Origin of the sequence: Pontibacter sp. FD36 (assembly GCF_015686655.1) — a bacterium.
GTDB lineage: Bacteria > Bacteroidota > Bacteroidia > Cytophagales > Hymenobacteraceae > Pontibacter.
Window position 1 is genome coordinate 21,661 of the sequence record NZ_JADPMP010000019.1, and the last position, 6,439, is coordinate 28,099.

The 6,439-nt window shown below is 39.0% G+C and carries 14 protein-coding genes; 1 reads left to right on the forward strand and 13 read right to left on the reverse strand.

Annotated elements, in window-relative coordinates; all coding sequences use genetic code 11:
• Positions 1 to 226 precede the first annotated feature (226 nt).
• A complete protein-coding gene (locus I0P70_RS20820) occupies positions 227 to 442 on the forward strand; it encodes a hypothetical protein (protein WP_196121082.1) in 216 nt (71 codons plus the stop codon).
• Between the two features lie 141 nt (positions 443 to 583).
• Here the strand turns inward: I0P70_RS20820 and I0P70_RS20825 are convergent, their stop codons facing one another.
• The 13 genes from I0P70_RS20825 to I0P70_RS20885 all read right to left on the reverse strand — a co-directional run bounded on the left by I0P70_RS20825 (position 584) and on the right by I0P70_RS20885 (position 6,327).
• Positions 584 to 916: a DUF86 domain-containing protein gene (locus I0P70_RS20825; protein ID WP_196121067.1), complete on the reverse strand. Its 333-nt coding sequence runs from the start codon at positions 914 to 916 to the stop codon at positions 584 to 586.
• Positions 906 to 1,208, reverse strand: a complete 303-nt coding sequence (locus tag I0P70_RS20830) for a nucleotidyltransferase family protein (RefSeq protein WP_196121068.1) — start codon at positions 1,206 to 1,208, stop codon at positions 906 to 908. Before I0P70_RS20830 ends, I0P70_RS20825 begins: the two co-directional genes overlap by 11 nt.
• Before the next feature lie 139 nt (positions 1,209 to 1,347).
• Positions 1,348 to 1,947 carry a hypothetical protein gene (locus tag I0P70_RS20835; RefSeq protein WP_196121069.1) on the reverse strand — a complete coding sequence of 200 codons (600 nt, stop codon included), beginning with the start codon at positions 1,945 to 1,947 and terminating at the stop codon, positions 1,348 to 1,350.
• Positions 1,948 to 2,023: 76 nt separating this feature from the next.
• Positions 2,024 to 2,575, reverse strand: coding sequence for an alpha/beta hydrolase (locus I0P70_RS20840; RefSeq protein ID WP_196121070.1), 552 nt, complete (start codon positions 2,573 to 2,575; stop codon positions 2,024 to 2,026).
• Positions 2,576 to 2,673: 98 nt separating this feature from the next.
• Positions 2,674 to 2,844, reverse strand: coding sequence for a hypothetical protein (locus I0P70_RS20845; RefSeq protein ID WP_196121071.1), 171 nt, complete (start codon positions 2,842 to 2,844; stop codon positions 2,674 to 2,676).
• Complete coding sequence (locus I0P70_RS20850) at positions 2,837 to 3,412, reverse strand: zeta toxin family protein (protein WP_196121072.1); 576 nt, start codon at positions 3,410 to 3,412, stop codon at positions 2,837 to 2,839. Before I0P70_RS20850 ends, I0P70_RS20845 begins: the two co-directional genes overlap by 8 nt.
• Positions 3,413 to 3,545: 133 nt before the next feature.
• Positions 3,546 to 3,869 (reverse strand): type II toxin-antitoxin system PemK/MazF family toxin, encoded by a 324-nt coding sequence (locus I0P70_RS20855; protein ID WP_196121073.1) that lies wholly within the window; start codon positions 3,867 to 3,869, stop codon positions 3,546 to 3,548.
• The gene (locus I0P70_RS20860) at positions 3,860 to 4,105 is read right to left on the reverse strand and encodes an AbrB/MazE/SpoVT family DNA-binding domain-containing protein (protein WP_196121074.1); all 246 of its coding nucleotides are present in this window, start codon (positions 4,103 to 4,105) and stop codon (positions 3,860 to 3,862) included. The genes I0P70_RS20855 and I0P70_RS20860 overlap by 10 nt, the downstream gene beginning before the upstream one ends.
• A gap of 171 nt (positions 4,106 to 4,276) precedes the next feature.
• Positions 4,277 to 4,582 carry a helix-turn-helix domain-containing protein gene (locus I0P70_RS20865; protein WP_196121075.1) on the reverse strand — a complete coding sequence of 102 codons (306 nt, stop codon included), beginning with the start codon at positions 4,580 to 4,582 and terminating at the stop codon, positions 4,277 to 4,279.
• A complete protein-coding gene (locus I0P70_RS20870; protein WP_370583277.1) occupies positions 4,566 to 4,832 on the reverse strand; it encodes a type II toxin-antitoxin system RelE/ParE family toxin in 267 nt (88 codons plus the stop codon). Before I0P70_RS20870 ends, I0P70_RS20865 begins: the two co-directional genes overlap by 17 nt.
• Before the next feature lie 220 nt (positions 4,833 to 5,052).
• The gene (locus tag I0P70_RS20875; protein WP_196121077.1) at positions 5,053 to 5,313 is read right to left on the reverse strand and encodes a hypothetical protein; all 261 of its coding nucleotides are present in this window, start codon (positions 5,311 to 5,313) and stop codon (positions 5,053 to 5,055) included.
• 292 nt (positions 5,314 to 5,605) lie between these two features.
• Complete coding sequence (locus I0P70_RS20880) at positions 5,606 to 5,914, reverse strand: hypothetical protein (protein ID WP_196121078.1); 309 nt, start codon at positions 5,912 to 5,914, stop codon at positions 5,606 to 5,608.
• Between the two features lie 89 nt (positions 5,915 to 6,003).
• Complete coding sequence (locus I0P70_RS20885) at positions 6,004 to 6,327, reverse strand: hypothetical protein (protein WP_196121079.1); 324 nt, start codon at positions 6,325 to 6,327, stop codon at positions 6,004 to 6,006.
• Positions 6,328 to 6,439 lie beyond the last annotated feature (112 nt).

Below are 6,439 nucleotides of genomic sequence, written 5' to 3' on the forward strand. Positions count from 1 at the left end.
AGGCGGCCTAGATGGCTTATGGGCGTGACCAACGAGGCTTTGAACTTCTGGTGCCGCCGCCATTTCTCCCATTCGAACCTCTACCTTACTTCTCTTTTTAAACCAGGATAATTGCAGTGAGCCTCCCATACAACTTTCTGCAAATAATTTTTTAGAACGTTTAGGCAAGTAAATAAAACTTCATATTTCCAATGTCGTTTCTTACGAGAAACATAAAAATACTACTATGAATAACTTATTCAGAGGATTGATTGCTGGCTTTGGTGCTAAAAAACTAGGCGGAGGATGCTTCAGTACGATTCTAATTTTTGTAATTATTTGGGTGGTGCTTGGTCAATGTAGCAATACATTTAGTTCGAACGAAAGCGAAGAAAACGCGACTAATCAAACAGAGATAAAAGAATCAGGATTTGTCACTTTATGTGCCCCCGTCATTTGGTAAACGTTTGTGTACTGTTATTCTATTTTATTGCTTCCCCGATCATGGGTGTCAGTACGGGACATGATACAATTTTTTATTAAGCCCAACGGTTTTGCTAAGGCAGGCCTTGGTGTGGTTTAGGTTGTGTTGGGCTAGGCAATTCTATTTTAGTAGAGCTTCTATTTCAAGTTCAAGATTTGGTAGTTCTCGTATTACGATAGCCCATATAATGTCTTCAGACACGGTATCATAGCCGTGAATTATTCTATTTCTGGTGTCCACAATTCTTCGGGCATGCGTTATCTGTATGGCAGGCTCAACTTTCAGTATCCTGTTGATTGCTTCACCAATAATTTCCAGGTTACGCTCGACTGCCCTAATTGTCTTTAAGTCTTTTTGGAAGAGTAGGAAATTCTTCTCGGCGGGTAAAAATTGATTTATCTCTGAAATTGCCTTTTTGATGTCTGCCAGCCAAATGCGGATTTCATTTTCCATAAACAAGTATCTTGGTCTGGTCAATCTCCTGCCTGAGAAATGGATTCCTGATTGCTTTCTGCTCTAGAAGGTCAATTTCCCTTTGGAGTATTTGCTCTAATTGAAATTTTAATGCAAAGTAGTGGTCTGAGTATTCTAGGGGATCTTCAGAAGCAATGTCCACAACTAGATCAATGTCGCTGTCTGGCTTAAATCTATCAGTTGTGACAGAGCCGAACGCAAATAAAGAACGAACACTATGTTGATCGCATAGATTCTTAATTTGCTGAATATGATCTCTGATTGCTTTCATGGTGTCCCAATTTACGCTTGTTTTATTATACTGTTTTTATTGATTTTTGTCTTGCCCAACGTATTCGTGTATGGGCAGTGCGGAATAGAAGCAAAGACTTTTGATTTACTACTGCACCCGCTATTGTCCATACACCTTGTTATCGGTTCGGGCTTTTATTCAAACTACTTTTCAATTTCATTGTCAGCTTTATAATCACCGGTCTGATAAATCTATAGGTAAGAATTCCAATAGCTGCCAGTATAAGTATAAAAACGGTTGGCAATATTGCCCCAAAGGTATAGGTCATGCTAAGAATGAAGCCTAAGATGAACTCGGCATAGTATATGGGAATAATTAAGCTGAGTACTAAGATGATGTAAGGTACATTGTCTAAAAAGAGGCTGTACCCATTCGTGAATGAAGTTGCTATTAAAACCCCTAAGCCCAAGCCTGTTATAAAAAGTCTTATAGCCTGTCTTTGTAGATTATTAGTTTGCTGTCCCTGTGGAGATTGTTTGCCAATTCTCTTTTCCGTCCTACCTATAAGGAACCATGTAAGAGTAGGAAGCATTAATCCGTTCCACCAGTTGGAGATTGCAGGCAGGTTTTGTTGTTGTAGAATATGATGATTGGCGACCCCACCCTGAAAATGCTCCCAAACAAGTAAGGAGAGAACAAAAACAGTTACGATACCTGTAAGAAGGACTTTGTTATTTGAACTGATTTGTCTTCGAGCAATTTCTTGATTTATCATCATTTTCTATCTGCTTTTTTATTGGCTGCTTGACCGCCAACGGATTGTGCAGGCAAATAGGGGAGGCGATAGCCGAGAGTTAAGCCTGTACTGGGTTAGCGGTCTGTTCTTCTATTCTATTAATTAGTTTAAGACCAAAATCCCACTTCCCAAATCCAGATTTACTTTCTATATGCCCTGCATTTTTTAATTCTACAAACTCACTTCCCCAATTTTTGGCAAATAGTCTTGCCCTTTCAATCTCAACCACATGGTCATCCGAGCTTGCTACCACTATTGTAGGAAAGGGTAACTTATTTTCAGGCATGGGATTGAAGCCTGTAATATACTTTGGATAGCCTGGTTTGTCCACGTCACTTGGTGCTACAAATAAGGCACCTTTCACTTTGTGACCGTACTTCTCAAACCATTTAATTATAGTAACACACCCTACGCTGTGACCTATTAAAACAAGCTCGTCATAGTTAAATTCTTTAAGCTCTTCTTCAATTCTGGAAGTCCATTCGCTACAGTTAGGGTTTTCCCAGTCTGACTGCACAATCCTGAAAAACTCTTCTGGGTTTTCATTCTCCCAGATAGTTTGCCAATGATTTTCGTCAGAGTTTCGTAAGCCAGGTATAATTATGTTCATAATGTTCTTATCCTTTGAATATCCGCTAACGTGCTGGTGCAGCCTAAGCCCGTTGCGAAGCGAGGGTTAAAGCTGCACTGGGTTGTGGGATGGGCTTTTTACTCAGCCGATAAATCTTTAGCCTTGACTATCACCACTTCTCCATTCCTTGAGAAGACAAGTTCCCCGTCTTCTTTTTGTTTTCTGCGGATAAGCTTCTCAACTGCAAGATCTAATCCCTTTAGAATCTTGTTGCGTAAATCAACCGTATCTATCTTATTCTTATTCATGGCTTAACTCCTTTAGCTTTTCCCAAACTGATTGATTCTGTATTTTTAACTCCTGCTCTTCCTGTCCTTCTGCCACTATGTTATAGGGTGTTTGAGAATTATCAATGATTATCCAATAGTCACAAATAGGGATGAACAACTCAAAGAGGTTTTTAACTCCCTTTTTATATCTTCTACGGATTACATCTTCGGGTATATTGTGGCCGCCTTCGGCTACTCGGTTTTTCACACGTTGTATGGCTAGCTCAGGAGATGCTAACCAGAAATAAACGAGGGTAACATTATACCCACTTTCCCTGGCTTTCTTGATTGTCTGCGCGTAGCTTCTTGTAGCGAGTGTAGTCTCAATGGCAAAGTCTTCTTTCTTTCTTAGTAGCTCGTCAATTCGTTGAAGCATTATTCTGCCCGCTTCTACGGCCACCTTCTCTGGCTGAAAAGGAGAGAGTCCGCGTGCAATCTCGTCTGCATTTACAAATTCACGGCAGCCTAGCATTTCAGGAAGAACTGTAAATGAAGCTGTTGTTTTTCCAGCACCGTTACAACCCGATATGATGTATAAATTTGGCATTCGTTTTTCCTTTACCAAATATACATTACTTTGTCATATTTGTTGGTAATTCATCTTTAACGATGTTGTGCAGCCGAAGCCAGCAGCTTAGCACCGGGTTACGGCTGCACCGGGTTACCTATCGTCATTTTTATTAGTCCACAAAGGTTTCTTTTATTACACTTTTACAGGAAGCTATTTCTGCAGAGTTTAGGTTTCCTAACACTTTAACAATGCGGACTTTATCAATGGTCCTTATCTGGTCAATCACTACCCAGCCCACTTGATTATTGTGCTTTACTTTCACACGAGTAGGATAGCTACGGCTTTTGGTGGTCATTGGTGCGATAACCACTGTTCTTAGGTTATGATTAATCTCATCGGGGGATATCACTACACAAGGCCTTGTTTTCTGTATTTCACTTCCTACAGTAGGATCCAGATTTACCAAGACTATCTCATACTGACTTATTTCCATTCGTCAAAGCTTTCATCACCGAACACATCATCCAGTAAAAGTTGGTCATCACCGTGCTCGTGCATTTTCCTAAAGGCCTTGTCCCAGCCTTTCCTTGGATGCTCAACTGGCTTTAAAATAATCTGCCCCTTTTCCAGTATTAGCTCAACTTTATCCTTGATGTTATACCTATCCAGAATGGACTTAGTCAAGCGTAGTCCCTTTGAATTTCCTATTTGTATGATTGATACTTCCATAGCACTTTTTATTTAATGTAATTACAAAGTTATTACATTAACGCTTATTCACAAGCCAAAGTTCTATAGATTACTATGATAGCTAACGGATTGTACAGGCTGCGAACGAGGCGTAGCCAAGTGTGGAGCCTGTGCCGGGTTATATGCGGTTTTGCTTCTTTCTCCCAAGGATTATAATTTGATTGAAAGTTCTAGGTGTCCACCTAAGCCTAGCTCAATGATTTTTTTTAAGGTTGATAAACGCACCTCCTTGATATTATTTTCAATTTTGGAGATGTAGGATTTAGAGGTTCCAACTCTTGCAGCCAACTCTTCCTGTGTTAAACCTTTTTCTAATCTGGCTTCAAGAATCAAAGCGCCAATTTTGAAATTTTCATATCCTTCTTCCAATTCATCACGCTTTTGGGTTCCTACTTTACCGTAGTGTTTTTCCTTAAACTGGTCAAGTGTCATGATGTTATTATTTCTCGCTTTCATATTCTGCTTTGATTTTTAATGCTCTTTCAATTTCCTTTTTCGGCGTCTTCTGTGTTTTCTTTTGAAAGCCATTTGCCAGAACGACTAGTTTGCCTTCATCGAAAAAACAGAAAATCCGAAAGATATCACTTCCTTGTTGTACCCGAATCTCAAAAAGCCCGTCAGTATTTTCTAAATGCTTGAGATAGGTTTCAGGAATCCTTTCAAGTTCTTCAATTAAGTCAAGGGTCCAGATAATTTTATCTCTCACCTTGTCCCTTTGCTTGAGAAAGAATTCTTGAAAGTACTCTTTATAGAAAATTATTCTCCGATGTTTTCCTTTATCATTCACGAAGTAAAGATACAGAAAGTTGCCCTAAAGTGAAACTTTATTAAAATACAAATTCATAACTTGAAATCGCATATAACGGTTAGTACAGCCGATGGGTGAGGCGTAGCTGAGCATAAAGGCTGTGCCGTGTTGTGGTTCGTTATTTTTGTTTAATCAATTTCTTTGCTATTAAAAGACAATGTTCTCTGTCTTCAAACAACCCCATTCGTTCAGTAGCTATTTGAATTAGTCTGTCGGCAATTTCATTTTCATCTTTCCCTTCATTCAACATGGTAAAGATTTCAGGAACATAACTCTGATATTCATCTCTTGGTGCAAAACCATTGACTCCAATTGGGTCCCAGTCTTCCCACAAAATTTCATCTACTGCTTTATAGAGTTCTATCTGTTCCTTTTTCACCTTTTAGACTATTGATAAAGTTGGTACTCGCCCCATTCCAATAGCATTTAGTACACCTGCCATTTTCAAATGTGTGCAGGCAGTTTTCATAACCATAAATATAGTGAGAGCATTCTGGACATAAACCCAACATTTCGGAGGAGTCAGCATAGTACTCACTATCACACTCGAAGCATTGGTTTATTTTCCTTTTCATCATTCTAATGCACCACAACGTCTTGTATAAAAGGCGAACGAGGCGTAGCTGAAGTATGGCTTATATACCTTGTTGGCACCTGTTTTTCTTTTGAAGCTACCGTCTGATTCTTATTGGTTCTATTGAGTTGTCCCTGTTTAAGGTAATAAAGTAGCTGTCAGTCATCAATAGTTTGTCTGGCCAGTTTTCAGGTTTATCAATATAGCTAAGATGCACGGTGTCACTTTTGATTTCATAGGTTCCTTCTGCTCCCCCAAGACTAAGCTCTAAGTAAAACTCACCATTATTATAAAGTACGACTTGTTGAACTCCAACCGATAAATCATTTAAACCAGAATATTTTACTTCTCTATTATTACAAGAGGAAAGAATGAAGATTAGTACTATTAGAACTGCTGATTTCATACTTTCAAATATGTGCCAACGTTACTCGTGCAGCCGAAGCCCGTAGCGTAGCAAGGGTTAAAGCTGCACCTTGTTGGCAGATGGCTTTCTTATATATTAAATGATTGGTTTTTATACTTCTGAATAAACTCTTTTGCGTCCTTTGGATTTTCAGGGTACTCCACACTTTCAGAAGTCCATTTCCCATCTATTTCTTTGTAGTTGTAGATGTGCTGATACTTAAAGCCATTTTCCACTAAAAGCTTAACTGTTTCCCATTTCTTGTCATCTGTTCGTTTTGGAGGTCTGAACCTATGGGGCATTAGTATCATTGACTTCCCACAATCAGGACATTTATAGTCATGACCTGAGCCTGGGTCGAACTCACGATTGAACGTTTTTCTACAATCTAAGCACATCTTTTTATGCCCCATAGATTTTATACTTTTAGCTTACTGCCAACCTTTAGATTTAGTCGATATTATTTTTCTAATACTTGCAGCACCCTTTTACCAGGTATAAGAGTAGAGCTTTTATACCTTAAGG

What these genes read in the sequence shown, in the direction of transcription:
- I0P70_RS20825 (WP_196121067.1), bottom strand. Translation starts at nt 916, where the DNA reads ATGGAAAATGAAATCCGCATTTGGCTGGCAGACATCAAAAAGGCAATT.
- I0P70_RS20865 (WP_196121075.1), bottom strand. Translation starts at nt 4,582, where the DNA reads ATGAAAGCGAGAAATAATAACATCATGACACTTGACCAGTTTAAGGAA.
- I0P70_RS20830 (WP_196121068.1), bottom strand. Translation starts at nt 1,208, where the DNA reads ATGAAAGCAATCAGAGATCATATTCAGCAAATTAAGAATCTATGCGAT.
- I0P70_RS20820 (WP_196121082.1), top strand. Translation starts at nt 227, where the DNA reads ATGAATAACTTATTCAGAGGATTGATTGCTGGCTTTGGTGCTAAAAAA.
- I0P70_RS20850 (WP_196121072.1), bottom strand. Translation starts at nt 3,412, where the DNA reads ATGCCAAATTTATACATCATATCGGGTTGTAACGGTGCTGGAAAAACA.
- I0P70_RS20835 (WP_196121069.1), bottom strand. Translation starts at nt 1,947, where the DNA reads ATGATGATAAATCAAGAAATTGCTCGAAGACAAATCAGTTCAAATAAC.
- I0P70_RS20845 (WP_196121071.1), bottom strand. Translation starts at nt 2,844, where the DNA reads ATGAATAAGAATAAGATAGATACGGTTGATTTACGCAACAAGATTCTA.
- I0P70_RS20840 (WP_196121070.1), bottom strand. Translation starts at nt 2,575, where the DNA reads ATGAACATAATTATACCTGGCTTACGAAACTCTGACGAAAATCATTGG.
- I0P70_RS20860 (WP_196121074.1), bottom strand. Translation starts at nt 4,105, where the DNA reads ATGGAAGTATCAATCATACAAATAGGAAATTCAAAGGGACTACGCTTG.
- I0P70_RS20880 (WP_196121078.1), bottom strand. Translation starts at nt 5,914, where the DNA reads ATGAAATCAGCAGTTCTAATAGTACTAATCTTCATTCTTTCCTCTTGT.
- I0P70_RS20885 (WP_196121079.1), bottom strand. Translation starts at nt 6,327, where the DNA reads ATGGGGCATAAAAAGATGTGCTTAGATTGTAGAAAAACGTTCAATCGT.
- I0P70_RS20855 (WP_196121073.1), bottom strand. Translation starts at nt 3,869, where the DNA reads ATGGAAATAAGTCAGTATGAGATAGTCTTGGTAAATCTGGATCCTACT.